The organism is Cyanobium sp. NIES-981, assembly GCF_900088535.1.
Taxonomy (GTDB): Bacteria; Cyanobacteriota; Cyanobacteriia; order PCC-6307; family Cyanobiaceae; genus NIES-981.
The window spans coordinates 2,255,218-2,268,602 of record NZ_LT578417.1; the positions used below are offsets into that span (position 1 = coordinate 2,255,218).

The window sequence follows — 13,385 nt, forward strand, 5'->3', positions numbered from 1 at the left end:
CTGGCTGGAGCCGGGGCCGCTCCCCCACCTAAATGCGCGGGGGGAGGTGCGCATGGTGGAGGTGGGCGACCGGCCCCACACCCTGCGGCAGGCCACGGCGGAAGGCCTGATCACGATGGACCCCGCGCTGCTCCAGGCCGTGGTGGAGGGCCGCAGCGTCAAGGGAGACGTGCTGGCCGTGGCGCGGGTGGCCGCGATTCAGGGCGCCAAGCGCACCTCCGAGCTGATCCCGCTCTGCCATCCCCTGGCGCTCAGTGGCGTGGATGTGGCGATTGCCCCGGTGCCGGAGCGGAGCGCGCTGCGGGTGGAGGTGACCGCCCGCACCACCGGGCCCACCGGGGTGGAGATGGAGGCGCTCACGGCCGTGCAGGTGGCCCTGCTCACCCTCTACGACATGGTCAAGGCCCAGGATCCGGCCATGACCATCGGCCCGGTGCGGCTGTTGCGGAAGGAGGGCGGCCGCCATGGTGCCTGGGCCCATCCGGCCGGTGGGCAGGCCGCCCTGCCGGTGGAGGGTTGACGACGATGGGCGAACCGTTCCCCCCGGAGGGACTGGCGCTGGAGGAGGCCCGCCGCCAGGTGCTGAGCGGCCTGGAGCCCCTCGCTGGCGAGGAGACGCTTCCCCTGGACGCGGCCCTCGGGCGCGTCACCGCCGCTGCCCTCCTGGCCAGCGAGACCGTCCCCGGTTTCAGGGCTTCGATCATGGACGGCTACGCCCTGGGGGGGGATGGGGCGATCCCGGCGGAGGGCAGCCGCTGGCGCCTTGTGGGCCGTGCCGCCCCGGGCGCGCCCTTCGGGCGCGCCCTGCTGCCCGGAGAGGCCGTGCGCATCCTCACCGGAGCCCCGGTTCCAGGCGGCTCCGCGCGGGTGTTGCCCCAGGAGCTGGTGCTGCTCGAGCAGGGGGATGCGCTGCGGCTGCAGCGGCCGGTGGGGCCCAATCCCTGGATCCGTGCCGCAGATGAGGAAGCCGAACCGGGACAGGTGCTCTGTGAGGCGGGCCGGCGCCTCGGCCCGGCCGATCTGGCCCGCCTGGCCAGTTGCGGCGTGCCCCTGGTGCCGGTGCGCCGGCGCCCGCGGATCGGGGTGCTGATCAGTGGTGACGAGCTCACCCCCGTGGGGGAACCTCGCCGCCCCGGGGCGATCTGGGAGAGCAACGGCACCCTGTTGCAGGCCCTTCTGGCACGACTGGGCTATGGGGTGGCGCAGCGGCTGGTGGTGGCCGATACGCCCGAAGCCCTGCGGGCCGCCCTGGAGCAGCTGGCCTCCGCCTGCGATGTGGTGGTGAGCACCGGCGGGGTTTCCGCCGGCGACAGCGACTGGATCCGTCCGCTCGTGGCGGAGCTGGGCACGGTGGCGTTCTGGAAACTGTTCCTGAAACCCGGCCGCCCCTTCGCCTTCGGCCAGGTGCGGGACCGGCCGTTCTTCGGCTTGCCCGGCAATCCAGTGGCCGCGGCCGTCACGGCCCTGCAGTTGCTCTGGCCGGCCCTGCAGAGGCTTGAGGGAGCCCAGGTGCAGCTGCTGCCGCGGCTGCCTGTGCAGCTGGCGGCTCCCCTGCAGCGCCCGGCCGGCCGGCCCGAGCTGGCCCGGGCCCGTCTGGAGGTGGGACCGGCCGGGGAGCTGCTGGCCCGGCTGGATGGCACACAGGCATCGTCGCGGATCGGCTCGCTGCAGGGAGCCGATCTGCTGCTGGAGCTTCCGGCGGCCTGCGCCTCCCTCGAGGCGGGGGCCACGGTGTGGGCCCAGTGGCTCAGGCTGCCGATCTTCTGACCGCCGGGTTGCCCCCTCCTGCCCAGGCCAGGCCCCGGCCCCGGTCACCCAGGCCGTCAGTAGAGGGTGTTGCCCTCCACCCAGCGGCCCTCGCCGCTGCGCAGATGCTCCCGTTTCCAGAAGGGGGCGTCGTGCTTGAGGGCCTCCAGCAGGGCCTGGGCGCAGCGCTGGGCCTGCCCACGCCGGTCGGCGGCCACGGCCACCAGCACGATCGTCTGCCCGGGGAGCACCTCCCCCACGCGGTGCCGGATCAGCACGGCGGAGGCCCCGTGCTCCTGAGCGAGTTGCCTGGCCTGCCTGGCGAGGCACTGCTCCGTCATGCCCGGGTAGTGCTCCAGCTCCAGCGCCGCCAGGGGCTCGCCCTGCGGACCATGGCCCCTGACCCGGCCGATGAACACGGCCTCGGCCGCAGGCGCCCCCCCGGGCTGCCCCTCCAGGGCGTTCTGCCAGTGCTGCAGCTCCTGCAGGGGATCGAAGGCTTCGGCCTGGAGAGCGAGGCACAGCTGCATGGGCATGGTCAGCCCCCGCTGATCGGTGGCAGGAAGGCCAGCTCATCGCCGGGATGGAGGGGCTGATCCGGCGGCGCGAACTGCTGGTTGACGGCCACCCGCACCCCTGCCGGAAGCGGCCCTGGCCCGTTGAGCTCCAGCTGGTGCCAGATGTCCAGGGGCGTGGTCACCCCCGCGGCCGCCAGGGGCCAGCACCGTTCACCCCAGCCCGCCTCCTCCCGCAGCCTGGCGAACAACCTCACGCGCAGACCGGTGCTCGCGTCGGCGGGCGGTGGCCCCATGGGGTGGGCATGGCGGAACTCGATCACAATGGCGCTTTGCCAGGGGTCGTGGTGGGTCTGACCATTGCTCTGCTCACGGTGTCGGATACCCGCAGCCTGGCCGAGGATCCATCGGGCGATACCCTGCAGCAGCGTCTCCAGGCCGCCGGCCACCGGCTTGCCGCGCGGGAGCTCGTGCCCGACGACCGCTACCGGATCCGGGCGGCGCTGAGCACCTGGATCGCCGATGCCGGCGTGCAGGTGGTGATCACGACGGGGGGAACGGGGCTGACGGGCCGCGACGGCACGCCCGAGGCGGTGGCGCCCCTGCTCGACAAGACGATCGAGGGCTTCGGGGAGCTGTTCCGCGTGCTCTCCTTCGAGACCATCGGCACCAGCAGCCTGCAGAGCCGTTGCCTGGCCGGGGTGGCCAACGGCACCGTGGTGTTCGTGCTGCCGGGATCGCTGGACGCGGTGCAGACCGCCTGGGACCGGCTGATCGGGGCCCAGCTGAGTGCGGAGACCAGGCCGTGCAACCTGGCGATGCTGCTGCCGCGCCTCACCGAGCCCACGGGCTGATGGCCCGGAGCTAGCCCCCCAGGTAGGCCATCTCGGCCGGCGAGCGGCTCCCGGCCCCGGGCTGGCTGGCCCGCTCCTCGCTGTAGCGGTCGTGCCGCTGCCGCCACAGGCCGGCCAGGGCCTGGCGCAGCCCCGCCGGATCGGGGTCGGGCCGCAGCCAGGGCCGCAGGTCGGTGCCCCGCTCGGCGAACAGGCAGGTGTAGGCCTGGCCGTCGGCGGTGACGCGCAGCCGGTTGCAGTCGCCGCAGAAGGGGGCCGTGATCGAAGCCACCACCGCCAGGTGCAGGCCATCGGCGCGGTCGCGGTAGCGCCAGCGGCTGGCCGTGCCGTGGGCGGCCCGCCCCACCGGATCGAGGGGCCACTGCCGGTGGATCCGCTCCACCATCGCGGCGGCGGGCAGCACCTGATCGACGCTCCAGCCATTGCGGTTGCCCACGTCCATGAACTCGATCAGGCGCAGCTCCAGGCCCAGCCGTCGCGCCAGGTCGGCCAGGGGCACCACCTGCCCGCCATTGCGGTGGCGGTCGATCACCGCATTCAGCTTGAGTTCGCCGCGCTGCGGATCGAAACCCGCCTCCCTGGCATGGGCGACCGCCTCCAGCACCCGCTCCAGCAGCGCCTCCCCCTGGCTCACCCGGCCGGTCATGCGTCCCACGCTGGGGCCATCGGCACCGTCCAGGCTGATCGTCATCCGGTCCAGCCCCGCCTGACGCAGGGCCCGGGCCCGCGCCGCCGTGAGCAGAATCCCGTTGGTGGTGAGGGCAATGGTCTGGAGTGCCCCGTGGTGCGCCCCTTCGTTGCCGCACCCTCGCCGCAGGGGCTGGACGGCGTGGATGAGGTCCTCCAACCCCCGATGCAGCAGCGGTTCGCCGCCGGTGAGCCGCAGGCTGCCGAACCCAAGGCCGGCGGCGGCCGCGATCAGTGCCCGGCGCTCCGGCAGGCTGAGCAGCCCCGGGGGATCCGCGTCGTCGGGGCAGCAGTAGGGGCAGGCCAGGTTGCAGCGGGCCGTGAGCGAGAGGCGCAGCACGCCGGGGGGCCGCCCGAGCTGGTCGAACGGCAGGGCGGCAGCGGTGGCAGCGGTGGCAGCGGCAGCATCCACGGGGTCTGGGCGAACAGGGGAGGGAGGAAGGGTCAACCCCGTGCCCAGCCTGTCGCCTGTCCTCGCGCATTGACGGGTGCTCCGGCGGGCCTCCTGCCCACCCACTCTTCAGGCCTGTTGCAGTTGGCCAGGGCCCGGGGGTCAAGGGTCACGCCCGTGAACGGCTGGCCGCCCAGCCAGCCCAGCATGCTGCGGCCTCCCAGGGCCAGGAAGCGCTCGAGGCTGCTGTGGCGGCTCGGCGTGGCCGGGTAGATCCCGAGCAGGGGGTGGAGACGATCGCCATCGGTGGCCACCAGCACCGCATCCGGAGCCTGCTGCCTGGCCGCCAGCAGGATGTGGAGGCTGGCCGGATCCAGCCAGGGCATGTCCACGGCACAGATCAGCAGGTCCTCGCCGGGATGGAGGCCCATCAGATGGTGCAGGGCGTTGAGGGGGCCCTGTCCGGGCACCGGCTCCTCCGTGATCTCCACCCGCTGCGACAGGCCGTGCAGCAGCTGCCGGTGACGCCGATGGTGGCTGCAGACCGTGAGCGGAGCCTGGAGGTCCGCCAGCAGTTCCACGGTGCGGCTCAGCCAGGTGCCTCCGGCGGGATGGGGCAGGAGTGCTTTGTCCTGCCCCATCCGGCGGCTGTGGCCACCGCTCAGCAGGCAGCTGCGCCATAGGACAGGCCCGCGGCGTGCCGGAATCGCAATCTCGGTAGCTTCAACAACAGACGGAGCGGGGCCGTTGTGGTTCTGTTTTCTTGCGGTTTGCATGAAGCGCCGCCTTCAGATCCGGCTCCAGCGTTCCGAAGCCTGATCAATAATAATAGTGCTCCATGCTTGGTGAACTCTGGTCGCTCCAGGGGAGATACAAGACACTGCATCTCACCTGGTTTGCTTTCTTTCTCACGTTTGTCGTCTGGTTCAACCTGGCGCCACTCGCCACAACGGTCAAAGCAGACCTGGGTCTCACCGTGCCCCAGATCCGCACGCTGGCCATCTGCAACGTTGCTCTCACGGTTCCAGCCCGCATCCTGATCGGCATGCTGCTGGATAAGTTCGGTCCGCGCATCACTTATTCCACCCTTCTGGTGTATGCGGCGATTCCCTGCCTGATGTTCGCCCTGGCGCAGGACTTCAGTCAGCTCGTCATCGCCCGTCTGCTGCTCTCCATCGTGGGCGCCGGTTTCGTGATCGGCATCCGGATGGTGGCCGAGTGGTTCCCGCCCAAGGAGATCGGCCTCGCCGAAGGCATCTACGGCGGCTGGGGCAACTTCGGCTCCGCCTTCTCGGCCCTCACCCTGGTCATGGTGGCCGGCTGGCTCTCGTTCAGCGGCGGTTTCGAGGTGGATGGGGTGGTGCTCAACTGGCGCGGTGCCATCGCCCTCACCGGCATCATCTCTGCTGTCTACGGCGTTCTCTACTTCTTCAACGTCAAGGACACGCCGCCCGGCAAGACCTACCAGCGCCCTGAGAAGACCGCCGGCCTGGAAGTCACCTCCATGCGGGATTTCTGGGGGCTGATCGGCATGAACGTGCCCTTTGCCGCGATTCTGGCGGTGCTCGCCTGGCGCCTGCAGAAGGTGAAATTTCTCACCGGTCCCGGCTACACCATCGCCCTGCTGCTGGTGCTCGCCTTCTTCGTGTTCCAGACCTGGGGCATCATCCGCACCAACCAGGACCTGCTCAGCGGCCGCAAGACCTATCCCAAGGAGGACCGCTACGAGTTCAAGCAGGTGGCGATTCTCGAACTCACCTATATCGTGAACTTCGGCTCCGAGCTGGCGGTGGTGTCCATGCTGCCCACCTTCTTCGAAACCACCTTCGAGCTCCCGAAGGCCACCGCCGGGATCCTGGCATCCGCCTTCGCCTTCGTGAACCTGGTGGCGCGTCCGGGTGGTGGCCTGCTCTCGGACAAGCTCGGCTCCCGCAAATCCACGATGGGTTTCCTCACCGTGGGTCTCGGGATCGGCTACCTGGTGATGAGCATGATCAAGCCCGGCGCCTTCACCGGCACCGCCGGCATCGCCTTGGCTCTGGTGATCACGATGGCCTGCTCCTTCTTCGTCCAGGCCGGGGAAGGCTCCACCTTCGCCATCGTTCCCCTTGTGAAGCGCCGGGTCACCGGCCAGATCGCCGGGATGGTCGGCGCCTACGGCAACGTGGGCGCGGTGGCCTACCTCACCATCTACAGCCTGCTGCCCCTGTGGATGTCGGGGGGCGCCGCCGATGCCGATCCCACCCCTGCCGTGATCGCGGCCTCGAACAGCGCCTTCTTCCAGGTGCTGGGGATCGCTGGCCTGATCGTGGGCTTCCTCTGTTACTTCGTGCTCAAGGAGCCCAAGGGTTCCTTTGCTGAACAACACGAAGGTGAGGCACCCGCCACGGTCCCTCTGGCCTGATCCCCGCTTCGGCCGGAGGCCAGGCGCAACCTCTTCTCCTGGCAGGTCCACGGGGCAGTCCGTGGGCCTGCCCCGTTCTGTTGTTGTTGGTTCATGCCTGACTCTGCTTCTGCCTCTGTGCGTTCCCAGTGCCCCTATTGCGGCGTGGGTTGCGGACTCGAGCTGATGCCTCCGGCCGCCAAGAGCCAGCCCACCCGGCGGGATGCGGAGGGCCTGCCGGTGTGGGGCGCCCGCGGTGACCGCACCCATCCCTCCAGCCAGGGCCAGGTGTGCATCAAGGGCGCCACCGTGGGAGACACCCTCCAGGGCGGGCGCCTCACCCAGCCCCTGGCACGCGAAAGTCTCGATGACCCCCTGGAACCCATCAGCTGGGAGGAGGCCCTCGATCGGATCGTCGCCCGGATCCGCAGCACCCTCGCCACCCGGGGGCCGGCGGGCATCGCGATGTACGGCTCCGGGCAGTTCCATCTGGAGGACTACTACGTCGCCCAGAAGCTGCTCAAGGGGGCCATCGGCACCAACAGCTTCGATGCCAACTCAAGGCTGTGCATGAGTTCGGCGGTGGCGGGCTATGCCCGCAGCCTCGGCTCGGACGGCCCCCCCTGCTGCTACGAGGATCTCGATCACTGCAGCGTGGCCCTGCTGATCGGCACCAACACGGCCGAGTGCCACCCCGTGCTGTTCCAGCGGCTGATCAAGCGCAAGCGGCGCCAGCCGGAGAGCGTCACGATCGTGGTGGTGGATCCCCGCGCCACGGCCACCAGCGACGCCGCCGACCTGCATCTGGCCATCCGGCCGGGCACCGATCTGGTGCTGCTGCACGGGGTGGCCCACCTGCTGCTGCGCCGTGGCGCCGTGGCCTTCGAGTTCATCGAGGGGGAGACCGAGGGCTTCGCGGCCTACGCCCAGCTGGTGCAGGCCTGGACTCCGGAGCGGGTCTGCCGCCTCTGCGGCATCGCCGAGCCGGCCCTGCGGCAGCTGGCGGATCTGTGGGAGCAGGACGGCGGGGTGCTGAGTCTCTGGTCGATGGGCATCAACCAGAGCGTGGAGGGCACCGCCAAGGTGGCGGGCCTGATCAATCTCCATCTCCTTACCGGCCAGATCGGCCGGGTGGGCGCCGGTCCCTTCTCGCTCACCGGCCAGCCCAACGCCATGGGGGGAAGGGAGGCCGGCGGACTGGCCCACCTGCTGCCGGGCTACCGCAGCGTGACCAACCCCACCCATCGGGCCGAGGTGGAGGCGGTGTGGGGCTTCAGGCAGGGGGCCATCGCGCCGGAGCCGGGTCTGGATGCCTGGAAACAGGTGGAGGCGATGGAGGCCGGAACCCTCGACCTCTGGTGGGTGGCGGCCACCAATCCGCTGGTGAGCATGCCCAACCTGGAGCGGGTCAAGGCCGCCATGGCCCGCTGTCCCCTGGTGGTGCTGAGCGAGGCCTACGCCGGCACCGAGACCGCCCAGTACGCCCACCTGGTGCTGCCCGCGGCCCAGTGGAGCGAGAAGGCCGGTGTGATGGTCAATTCCGAGCGGCGGGTCACCTACTGCCCGGCCTTCCGGCGGCCCCCCGGCCAGGCCCGCCCGGACTGGGAGGTGTTCGCCGAGGTGGGCCGGCGGCTGGGGCATGCCGAGGCGTTCGGCTTCGGCTCCGCCGCCGAGGTCTATGCCGAGTTCACCCGGCTCACCGACGGGCGGCTCTGTGACCACGCCGGGCTCAGCCATGGGCTGCTGGCCGCCGAAGGCCCGCAGCAGTGGCCGTTCCCGCGGGGCTCCGCGCCCACCACGGCCTCCAAGCGGCTCTACACCGATTTCCGCTTCTCCACGCCCAGCCGGCGGGCCCGCTTCATCGCCGAGGAGCCCATGGGCCTGGCCGAACCGCCCAGCGCGGCCTACCCCCTGGTGCTCACGGTGGGCCGCTATCTGGGCCAGTGGCACACCATGACGCGCACGGCCCGGGTGCCCCGGCTCACCGCCATGCATCCCGAGCCGCTGCTGGAGATCCATCCCGACGACGCCCTCCCCCTGGGCCTCGAGGACGGCGGCCGGGCCGCCATCCGCTCCCGCCGGGGCAGCGTTTCGGCCCGGGTGCGGCTGACGGAGCGCATTCGCCCCGGCACCGTGTTCCTGCCGATGCACTGGGGCTTCATGCAGGAGCAGGCCTGTGAGGCCAATGTGCTGCTGCACGAGCAGGCCTGCCCGATCTCCCGCCAGCCGGAACTCAAGGCCGCGGCGGTGTGTGTGGAGCCGATCGCGCCGGCTCAGTCGCTGCCTGGGCTTGAGGGGCTGGTGCCGGTGGCAGCGAAGACCTCCGCGAGGGCCGGGGCCAGGTTGTGATGGTCGTGGCCGGGTCGGGCCAGCTTGCAGAGGGCGAAGCGCTCCAGCTCCGACAGGTCCATCCATTGCCCGGCGGTGATGGTGAACCCCAGGGCTCCGGCCGATGTGTTCACCTCGGCCGGCACGCGGTCAACACACTGCCACGGGGCCTCGGTGGGGATCGGCAGGCGCTTCACCGCACCGTCGGCATGGTGAGCGGTGCGGGCGTGCAGGTGATCGGCCATCGACCGCAAGGCCGCAGGGTCATCGGGCCACTGCACCAGCGCCTGCCGCTCCGCCTCGCTCATGGCCAGCCAGTGGCTGAGTTTGAGCTTGATGCCCGCCAGGTCGAGCTTGCGGCGCAGGCACAGGGGAATGCAACGCCAATGGCCGAGGAAATCGCTCTCGAAGCCGAAGCAATGGGCGGCCTGCCGTGGCGGGGGCACAGGAGCCATCAGCCGGCGAGGGTTCTCCAGGCGATCAGCTCCCGCAGCTGGCCCAGCACCGCGCCCGTCTGCACCAGCTCTTGAGCCTTGGCCAGCCCCTCCTCGAGGCTTTTGCCGATGCCCGCGAACCAGAGGTAGGTGCCCGCATTCCATGCCAGGGGAATGGCCAGGGGGCCCTGGCCTCCGAGAGCGGCCAGGGCCTGCTCCCGCCAGCTGTCGAGGTCGATCCAGAGGGCGTCGGCGCCATAGCAGCCGTGGTCGCGGGGATGGAGAATGACCCGCTCGCCCACCCCCCTGTGGACCCGGGCGGTGATGCAGGCCCGGCTGATCGGCAGGTCGGTGCTGCCCTCCAGCCCCTTGACGGTGATCACCGCCGACTCACCGGCGAGCTCCAGGGCCTTCCAGGCCCTGGTCTCCGTGGGGGGGTGGACGAAGCCGCTCACCAGCAGGTGATGGCTGCGGTGGGCGGTCCAGAGCAGTTCGAGGCTGGCCACGGGGGGACGCTTGCCCAGCTCGTCCCGGATCGGGGTGAGCCGGTCGGCCAGGGGGAAATGGTCCGGCAGGTGCACCAGGGCGAGGCGCTGGCTGTCGAGGCCCTGCTGCAGGGCCGCCAGGGAGAGGCCTTGCAGGTTGAGCCCCAGGGAAGCGAACAGCTCCATGGCCGTCACGCCGTACTTGACGGGCATCCGGGCGCCACCCTGCAGCACCACCGGCAGACCTGCGGCCGCCAGGGTCAGGGCCGTGAGCGGGTAGAGGGGTGCGGTGCGCGTGCGGCCGTCGAAGGGCATGCCGAAGCACACGGCCGGCTCCGTGCTGCTGAGGCTGGGGCCCAGCTCCCGGTAGAGGTCCAGCATGCCCGCCAGCTCCTGGGGCTCGGGCCGCCGGATGCGATGGGCGATCAGAAAGGCCCCGATCTGGGCCGGCGTGGCCTCATCCCTCAGCATCAGCGCCAGGGCGTCGTGGGCCTCGTCGCGGCTGAGGCCCCGGCTGGTGTGCTCCCCGCTGCCCACTTTCTGGATGTAGTGCTTGAAGCGCTCGCGCCCGCTCACCCCAACCGCAGGCGCTGCAGGGGCCTGCGGGTCCGGGTCCGTGCCGGGGACCGCGTCAGTGCCGGCGACCGGGTCGGTGCCGGGGACCGGGTCGGTGGATGTGCCGGCGGAAAGCGCCATCAACGGCAGAGAAAAGTCCGTGCAGCAGTCGCTGCCTTGCGTTCATTCTCCACGCTGCGGACACTCCACGGCGGCAGCTGGAGGCCTGTGCCCGCATATCAGAGCCGAGGATGGACGGGGCCGGGCCCAAGGCAAGGCCAAAGAAGTATCAAGCAATACCAAAAACATTCTGAGCCCTGCCGCGCGCCTCGCCCCGGGCGGGCTTCGGTACCAATGGCTGCATCCCAGGGGGTGGCGGAGCGGAGAGAGTTCCCCATCCCCCTTGCTCCTGTCGATGCACTTCGCTGCCTGCTGCGGGCTTCTGCTCGGTGTGCTCCATGGACTCCTGGCTGTGGACCTGCAGGCCTCCAGGCCCCTGCAGTTCGGTGCAGCGGAGCCGCCGGAGGCCTGGAGCCCCGCATCCGGCCCTGGGTTCGGCCTCTGATACTGGCCGTTGCTCTGTGACGGCTCTGTCATGGCCCTTCCGGTTCAGTCTTCCCAGCGGGCTTCCCAGCGGGCGTCGTCCCCCCTGGGTGTCGCCCTGGCTTTCCTCGGCATGTTCGTGGTCGGGTCCCTGGGTGTGCAGCTGCTGAGCACGTTGCCCCGTGCCGCCGCCGTCCCCTCCGGCGGACCGGAACCGGTCCTGGCCCATCCGGCGGCGCTCTGGAGCGCCCTGGGCGAGCGTTGACTCCCCGCGGTCCTGGCCCGGCGCTGTGACCCGCCCGCCGGTCCGTAACGATCACGACACACGAATCGGACGCCGGCCCTCACGATGGTCGGAGCCCGTGCCCGCGGGGGGCGGCACTGCCCCACCTCCCGCGTTCCATTCCAGGCGACGCATCCCTCATTGGCGTTTCCCGGCCGCTCCGGTCTCCAGCCCCAAAGACCTGCCGGTGCCTTGAAAGCCTGACGTCACGGAGCCTCCGCTGCGTCCCTCCGGGCGCCCCTGTGTGTCGCCCCATCGTTATGAGTTCAGTTACGTCTTCCGCTCCCGTATCCGGCGATTCCGCTGCCGGCCTGTCCAAGGTCGAACAGGCGAAAGCCGACCTCTGTGGCCTGGACCTCCGGCCCCGTCTGGCGGAGCTGGCCGTCGAGGGCTGGGAAGCCCTCGACGAGGCCACCCTCACCATCCGGCTCAAGTGGCTGGGGATTTTCTTCAGGCCGGTCACACCCGGCCGGTTCATGCTGCGGCTGCGCCTCGCCAACGGCGTGATCAACGCCGAGCAGATGGCGTTGCTGGCGGAAGCCGTCGACCGCTGCGGCGAGCACGGCAGCGCCGACATCACCACCCGCCAGAACCTCCAGCTGCGCGGCCTGCTGTTCGAGGACATGCCACCGCTGCTGGAGGCGATGGACCAGCTGGGCCTCACCAGCCGCCAGTCCGGCCACGACAATCCCCGCAACATCACGGGCAATCCCCTGGCGGGCATCGACCCCGAGGAGTACCTCGACACCCGGCCCGTGGTGCAGGCCATCCAGGAGCGCCTGTTCCGGGCCGACGGCCCACGCAACCTGCCCCGCAAGTTCAACGTGGCCGTGGGAGGCGCCCCCGACAGCTTCCTGCTGCACAACGACCTGGCCTTCCTGCCGGCCCACCACAACGGCAGGCTCGGCTTCACCGTGATGGTGGGGGGGTTCTTCTCGGCCCAGCGCAACGAACTGGCCGTTCCCCTCGGGCTCTGGCTGGCAGCCGACCAGCTGCCGGACTTCTCCCTCGCGGTCCTGCTCCACTTCGAGCAGAGCGGCAACCGGCAGCAGCGCAACAAGAGCCGCCTGATGTACCTCATCGACGCCCTGGGGCTGGAGGCCTACCGGGAGGCCGTGCTGGGGCTGTACGGCGAGCTCGCCGGGCCTGAGGCCCTGGCCCGGGTCCAGCCCCACGATGGCCGTCACCTGGTGACCCGGGCTCCGCGGGACGGTCTCGGCTGGAACCTCCAGCGGCAGGAAGGCCTGGCCTGGATGGGCCTGCACGTGCCGATGGGCCGCCTCGATGCCGCCGCGATGCTCGCCCTGGCCGACCTCGCCCGCCGTTACGGCAGCGGTGAGCTCCGCCTCACCGAGGCCCAGAACGTGCTCCTTCCGGGCGTGCCCCTGGCCCGCCGCGAGGCCCTGGAGGCCGAACCCCTGCTGCAGCAGCTCCGTCCCGATCCCGGTCCGCTCCAGGCCGAGGCGGTGAGCTGCACGGGCAATGCCTACTGCAGCTTCGCCCTGATCCCCACCAAGGGCACGGCCCAGGCCCTAGTGGAGGAGCTGGAGCGCCGGGTGGAGCTGCCCCACGCCGTGCGCACCCACTGGACGGGATGCCCGAACGCCTGCGGCCAGCCCTACATGGGCCAGATCGGTCTGATGGGGGCCAAGGCCCGCAAGGATGGCCAGATGGTGGAGGCCGCCAAGATCTTCCTGGGGGGCTCGATGGACGCCGAGCCCAGGCTGGCAGAACTGCACGACAAGGGCGTGCCCCTCGATGAGCTGGCCGATGTCATCGAGCAGCTGCTGGTGGAGCGCTTCGGTGCGCGCCGGAAGGCCGCCGCGGTCTGACACGGTGGCCTCCTCCCAGCCAGGGGGCCACCAGCCATGGGCGGCGCTCCGCCGCGGCCATCCGGCCACACCAGCGGCCGTCCAGGTCCACCAGGGCCTGCCGGTCCTCCATGTCCACGCCCGCATAGAGCAGGTGGGTGGCGCGCTCGGGGTCCAGCTGGAGCTGCGCCAGTTCCTGCCAGAGGCGCTCGCTGCGCGGCTGATCGGCCCGGCGGAACTGGCTGTCGGCCAGTTGCTGCACCAGGTTCACCAGAATCTGTTGCTCCTTGACCGTTGCCAGCCTGGCGGCATCGATGCGTCCCACCCGTGGGCGCTGGTTGCCTGGCCTGCGTGTGGTGGTGCCCATCGC

15 protein-coding genes are annotated in these 13,385 nt (G+C 70.8%); 8 read left to right on the forward strand and 7 right to left on the reverse strand.

Annotation, left to right across the window (positions count from 1 at the left end):
- Nucleotides 1-4: 4 nt before the first annotated feature.
- Complete coding sequence (gene moaC / locus CBM981_RS15930) at nucleotides 5-520, forward strand: cyclic pyranopterin monophosphate synthase MoaC (RefSeq protein ID WP_255376859.1); 516 nt, start codon at nucleotides 5-7, stop codon at nucleotides 518-520.
- A 5-nt stretch (nucleotides 521-525) separates the two neighbouring features.
- Entirely contained in the window at nucleotides 526-1,767 is a 1,242-nt protein-coding gene (locus CBM981_RS11390) for a molybdopterin molybdotransferase MoeA (RefSeq protein WP_172820880.1), read from the forward strand.
- Between the two features lie 56 nt (nucleotides 1,768-1,823).
- Here the strand turns inward: CBM981_RS11390 and CBM981_RS11395 are convergent, their stop codons facing one another.
- The gene (locus CBM981_RS11395; RefSeq protein WP_087069378.1) at nucleotides 1,824-2,276 is read right to left on the reverse strand and encodes a molybdenum cofactor biosynthesis protein MoaE; all 453 of its coding nucleotides are present in this window, start codon (nucleotides 2,274-2,276) and stop codon (nucleotides 1,824-1,826) included.
- An 8-nt stretch (nucleotides 2,277-2,284) separates the two neighbouring features.
- Nucleotides 2,285-2,557 carry a MoaD/ThiS family protein gene (locus CBM981_RS11400; protein WP_087069379.1) on the reverse strand — a complete coding sequence of 91 codons (273 nt, stop codon included), beginning with the start codon at nucleotides 2,555-2,557 and terminating at the stop codon, nucleotides 2,285-2,287.
- Between the two features lie 51 nt (nucleotides 2,558-2,608).
- Here CBM981_RS11400 and moaB point away from each other — a divergent pair, with 51 nt between their 5' ends.
- Nucleotides 2,609-3,115 (forward strand): molybdenum cofactor biosynthesis protein B, encoded by a 507-nt coding sequence (gene moaB, locus CBM981_RS11405; RefSeq protein ID WP_087069380.1) that lies wholly within the window; start codon nucleotides 2,609-2,611, stop codon nucleotides 3,113-3,115.
- A gap of 10 nt (nucleotides 3,116-3,125) precedes the next feature.
- Here moaB and CBM981_RS11410 read toward each other — a convergent pair whose 3' ends face one another.
- Both CBM981_RS11410 and CBM981_RS11415 read right to left on the reverse strand, forming a co-directional pair.
- Nucleotides 3,126-4,214: a GTP 3',8-cyclase MoaA gene (locus CBM981_RS11410; RefSeq protein ID WP_225867371.1), complete on the reverse strand. Its 1,089-nt coding sequence runs from the start codon at nucleotides 4,212-4,214 to the stop codon at nucleotides 3,126-3,128.
- Nucleotides 4,215-4,246: 32 nt separating this feature from the next.
- Nucleotides 4,247-4,906, reverse strand: coding sequence for a molybdenum cofactor guanylyltransferase (locus tag CBM981_RS11415; RefSeq protein WP_369801697.1), 660 nt, complete (start codon nucleotides 4,904-4,906; stop codon nucleotides 4,247-4,249).
- A 125-nt stretch (nucleotides 4,907-5,031) separates the two neighbouring features.
- Here CBM981_RS11415 and CBM981_RS11420 point away from each other — a divergent pair, with 125 nt between their 5' ends.
- Entirely contained in the window at nucleotides 5,032-6,597 is a 1,566-nt protein-coding gene (locus CBM981_RS11420) for an MFS transporter (RefSeq protein WP_087068506.1), read from the forward strand.
- Between the two features lie 165 nt (nucleotides 6,598-6,762).
- Complete coding sequence (locus tag CBM981_RS11425; RefSeq protein ID WP_369801613.1) at nucleotides 6,763-8,925, forward strand: molybdopterin oxidoreductase family protein; 2,163 nt, start codon at nucleotides 6,763-6,765, stop codon at nucleotides 8,923-8,925.
- Here the strand turns inward: CBM981_RS11425 and CBM981_RS11430 are convergent.
- Together CBM981_RS11430 and CBM981_RS11435 are read right to left on the reverse strand one after the other, a co-directional pair.
- Complete coding sequence (locus tag CBM981_RS11430; protein WP_087068508.1) at nucleotides 8,850-9,359, reverse strand: nitrate reductase associated protein; 510 nt, start codon at nucleotides 9,357-9,359, stop codon at nucleotides 8,850-8,852. The genes CBM981_RS11425 and CBM981_RS11430 overlap by 76 nt on opposite strands.
- Nucleotides 9,359-10,399: an anthranilate phosphoribosyltransferase family protein gene (locus tag CBM981_RS11435; protein WP_225867372.1), complete on the reverse strand. Its 1,041-nt coding sequence runs from the start codon at nucleotides 10,397-10,399 to the stop codon at nucleotides 9,359-9,361. The genes CBM981_RS11430 and CBM981_RS11435 overlap by 1 nt, the downstream gene beginning before the upstream one ends.
- A 394-nt stretch (nucleotides 10,400-10,793) precedes the next feature.
- On the opposite strand from CBM981_RS11435, the gene CBM981_RS15370 reads away from it, so the two are divergent.
- The 3 genes from CBM981_RS15370 to CBM981_RS11445 all read left to right on the forward strand — a co-directional run bounded on the left by CBM981_RS15370 (nucleotide 10,794) and on the right by CBM981_RS11445 (nucleotide 13,036).
- Complete coding sequence (locus tag CBM981_RS15370; RefSeq protein WP_157665424.1) at nucleotides 10,794-10,943, forward strand: hypothetical protein; 150 nt, start codon at nucleotides 10,794-10,796, stop codon at nucleotides 10,941-10,943.
- A gap of 30 nt (nucleotides 10,944-10,973) precedes the next feature.
- On the forward strand, nucleotides 10,974-11,186 hold the full coding sequence (locus CBM981_RS11440) for a hypothetical protein (RefSeq protein ID WP_087069381.1): 213 nt from the start codon (nucleotides 10,974-10,976) through the stop codon (nucleotides 11,184-11,186).
- Between the two features lie 278 nt (nucleotides 11,187-11,464).
- On the forward strand, nucleotides 11,465-13,036 hold the full coding sequence (locus CBM981_RS11445) for a ferredoxin--nitrite reductase (protein ID WP_087068510.1): 1,572 nt from the start codon (nucleotides 11,465-11,467) through the stop codon (nucleotides 13,034-13,036).
- Here CBM981_RS11445 and CBM981_RS11450 read toward each other — a convergent pair.
- Entirely contained in the window at nucleotides 12,978-13,382 is a 405-nt protein-coding gene (locus CBM981_RS11450; RefSeq protein WP_157665425.1) for a hypothetical protein, read from the reverse strand. The two genes, CBM981_RS11445 and CBM981_RS11450, sit on opposite strands and share 59 nt — an antisense overlap.
- Nucleotides 13,383-13,385: the final 3 nt, after the last annotated feature.

Excerpts from the sequence above, each read along its gene's own strand:
- CBM981_RS11390 (WP_172820880.1), top strand. The coding sequence starts at position 526 with ATGGGCGAACCGTTCCCCCCGGAGGGACTGGCGCTGGAGGAGGCCCGC.
- CBM981_RS11395 (WP_087069378.1), bottom strand. The coding sequence starts at position 2,276 with ATGCAGCTGTGCCTCGCTCTCCAGGCCGAAGCCTTCGATCCCCTGCAG.
- CBM981_RS11400 (WP_087069379.1), bottom strand. The coding sequence starts at position 2,557 with ATGGGGCCACCGCCCGCCGACGCGAGCACCGGTCTGCGCGTGAGGTTG.
- CBM981_RS11420 (WP_087068506.1), top strand. The coding sequence starts at position 5,032 with ATGCTTGGTGAACTCTGGTCGCTCCAGGGGAGATACAAGACACTGCAT.
- CBM981_RS11425 (WP_369801613.1), top strand. The coding sequence starts at position 6,763 with ATGCCTCCGGCCGCCAAGAGCCAGCCCACCCGGCGGGATGCGGAGGGC.
- CBM981_RS11430 (WP_087068508.1), bottom strand. The coding sequence starts at position 9,359 with ATGGCTCCTGTGCCCCCGCCACGGCAGGCCGCCCATTGCTTCGGCTTC.
- CBM981_RS15370 (WP_157665424.1), top strand. The coding sequence starts at position 10,794 with ATGCACTTCGCTGCCTGCTGCGGGCTTCTGCTCGGTGTGCTCCATGGA.
- CBM981_RS11440 (WP_087069381.1), top strand. The coding sequence starts at position 10,974 with ATGGCCCTTCCGGTTCAGTCTTCCCAGCGGGCTTCCCAGCGGGCGTCG.
- CBM981_RS11445 (WP_087068510.1), top strand. The coding sequence starts at position 11,465 with ATGAGTTCAGTTACGTCTTCCGCTCCCGTATCCGGCGATTCCGCTGCC.
- CBM981_RS11450 (WP_157665425.1), bottom strand. The coding sequence starts at position 13,382 with ATGGGCACCACCACACGCAGGCCAGGCAACCAGCGCCCACGGGTGGGA.